The 2,842-nt window shown below is 41.3% G+C and carries 2 protein-coding genes and 2 rRNA genes; all 4 read left to right on the top strand.

Annotated features, from left to right (window positions below):
* Positions 1 to 92, top strand: a 23S ribosomal RNA gene (locus tag ACR0P9_RS10300); the annotation flags it as partial.
* A gap of 87 nt (positions 93 to 179) precedes the next feature.
* Positions 180 to 296, top strand: a 5S ribosomal RNA gene (rrf, locus tag ACR0P9_RS10305).
* A 66-nt stretch (positions 297 to 362) separates the two neighbouring features.
* Positions 363 to 1,109, top strand: coding sequence for a sulfite exporter TauE/SafE family protein (locus ACR0P9_RS10310; protein WP_432619850.1), 747 nt, complete (start codon positions 363 to 365; stop codon positions 1,107 to 1,109).
* A 155-nt stretch (positions 1,110 to 1,264) separates the two neighbouring features.
* Positions 1,265 to 2,752, top strand: coding sequence for a DUF1846 domain-containing protein (locus tag ACR0P9_RS10315; protein ID WP_432619852.1), 1,488 nt, complete (start codon positions 1,265 to 1,267; stop codon positions 2,750 to 2,752).
* Positions 2,753 to 2,842: the final 90 nt, after the last annotated feature.

A 2,842-nucleotide genomic window follows, 5' to 3' on the forward strand; every position in this document is an offset into this window, starting at 1 on the left:
ACCCCACGTAGACTATGTGGTTGATAGGTCAGGAGTGGAAGTACAGTAATGTATGCAGCGGACTGATACTAATAGGTCGAGGGCTTGACCTAAATTTGATTTGGGTAAACTCGGAAAATGCTTCTGTCGAGTTTCATCGTTGTTCAGTTTTGAGGGTGCAGAGATGCAAACTTAAAATAGTAGGTGTTGATTGTGATGAGGGTACACCCGTTCCCATTCCGAACACGGTAGTTAAGCTCATTTACGCTGAAAATACTTGGCTGGCGACGGCCTGGGAAGATAGGTCGATGCCTACATCTAAAGCGGAACTGATTTCTTTTCAGTTCCGTTTTTTTGTGAAAATATATCTCAGGAGGAAGACAGTGACATATTTCATTATTTGCCCGCTGGTATTTTTAGCAGGATTTGTAGATGCTGTAGCTGGCGGTGGCGGATTAATTTCTTTACCAGCTTATATGCTTGCTGGATTGCCGGTACACAATGCAATTGCTACAAACAAAATGAGTTCTACGATGGGAACTTCTATTGCGACGTATCAGTATGCAAAAAGTGGCTATATTCCATGGAAATTGGTTGGATTTTGCATTGTATCGGCATTTATTGGCTCATCTTGCGGTGCGAATTTGGCATTGGTTGTAGATGATTACTATTTTAAAATTTTAATGCTGATTATTCTGCCATTAACTGCTTTTTATGTCACAAGACCACGTTCATTTGCAGATGATAAAGCTCCGTATTCCCCAATGCGCACAACGGTATACAGTATGTTTATCGCATTGGGTGTCGGTGTATATGATGGTTTTTATGGTCCAGGCACAGGAACTTTTTTGATTCTGTTCTTGACAGCACTTGCACATATGGATCTAAAAAAAGCAAATGGCACAACTAAAGCAATCAATTTGACTACCAATATATCGGCATTGGTTATTTTTCTTCTCAATGCAAAAGTTGTATTGCCGTTAGGTATTATTGCCGGGGCATTTAATATTGCAGGAAATTATATTGGTACGAAGTTTTTTGACCGCGGCGGTGCGAAATCTGTTAAGTTACTTACTATCGTTGTCATTGTTATTTTCTTCATAAAAGTTTTGTTGGAAATTTTAGGTTAATTTTATCTTCTATCAGGTTGGATGTATATTCAACCTGATTTTTTTGTTTAGAATCGAGAAAAAATTACAAAAAATTTTTCTTGTGTTATTGACTTTGTTTTAGGTCTATACTAATATTTTATATAAAGAATATTCTGCGAAGAGGAAAGTGTTTTATGAAGATTGGCTTTGATAATGACAAGTATTTAAACATGCAGTCTGAGCATATTCGGGAACGAATTGCAAAGTTCGATAATAAGTTGTATCTGGAATTTGGCGGAAAATTGTTTGATGATTACCACGCATCGCGTGTTTTGCCGGGATTTCAGCCGGATTCTAAGCTGCAAATGCTGTTGCAGCTGAAAGATCAAGCTGAAATTGTCATCGTTATCAATGCGGAGGATATTGAAACCAATAAAATCCGTGGTGACTATGGTATTTCTTATGATTTAGATGTTCTGCGCCTGATTGACGAGTTCCAGAATGTAGGGTTGTATGTCGGCAGCGTGTGCTTGACAAGATATGCTTCTCAGCCGTCTGCTGTACGATTCCGTGAAAAATTACAGGAATTGGGCATTAAGTCGTATTGCCACTATTCGATTCCAGGCTATCCGAGTGATGTCGCACACATTGTCAGCGATGAAGGCTATGGCAAAAATGACTATATTGAGACTGAACGCCCGCTCGTTGTTATCACTGCACCTGGTCCGGGCAGCGGTAAGATGGCAACTTGTCTTTCTCAGCTGTATCATGAATATAAGCGTGGTGTAAAGGCTGGTTATGCAAAATTTGAGACATTCCCAATTTGGAATCTGCCGCTCAAGCATCCGGTTAATTTGGCATACGAAGCAGCAACAGCTGATTTGAATGATGTCAATATGATTGATCCGTTCCATCTGGATGCATATGGAAAGACTACCGTAAATTATAACCGAGATATTGAGATTTTCCCGGTTGTTCGTGCAATGTTTGAGTTGATTGCCGGCAAGAGTCCGTATCAGTCTCCGACAGACATGGGTGTCAATATGGCAGGCAACTGTATTGTGGATGATGAGGCATGTCGCAGAGCATCGGAACAGGAAATTATTCGCAGATATTATAAGTGCCTGTGCGACAAAAAACGATATGGCACGACAAAGGACAGCCTGAGCAAACTGGAACTGCTGATGAATCAGGCTGGCATCAGTGTACAGGATCGTGCGGTACGCAATGCAGCACTGAAAAAAGAAGAGAGCACCGATGGTCCTAGTGCAGCCATTGAATTGCCGGATGGAACCATTGTAACAGGAAAAACCAGTGAGCTGTTAGGTCCGATGGCAGGTGCATTACTCAACGCTCTGAAGCATTTGACAGGCATTGCCGAAAATATTGATTTGGTATCTCCAAAGGCTATTCAGCCGATTCAGGATCTCAAAACGGCGTATTTGGGAAGCAAAAACCCGCGCTTACATACAGATGAAGTGCTGATTGCATTGTCAGCATCGGCAGAAGATAATACACTGGCTCGTCAGGCAATGGAAAAATTGCCGGAGCTGCGCGGCTGCGATGCGCATTGTACGGTTCTGTTGTCCAGTGTGGATGAACAGATTTGCAGCCGTCTGGGCATGTATTTGACCTGTGAGCCGAAATATGAAGAGGATTCTCGTCTCTATCATAAGAACTAAATCGAATATAGACAGAAAAAAATCGTGAGTGATATTCACTCACGATTTTTTTGTTGATAGCATACGAATGATGACATTTCCTGCATGTTG

Source organism: Butyricicoccus sp., assembly GCF_050872565.1.
Classification (GTDB): Bacteria; Bacillota; Clostridia; order Oscillospirales; family Butyricicoccaceae; genus Butyricicoccus_A.

Coding starts and splice junctions, on each gene's coding strand:
- ACR0P9_RS10315 (WP_432619852.1), top strand. CDS start 1,265: ATGAAGATTGGCTTTGATAATGACAAGTATTTAAACATGCAGTCTGAG.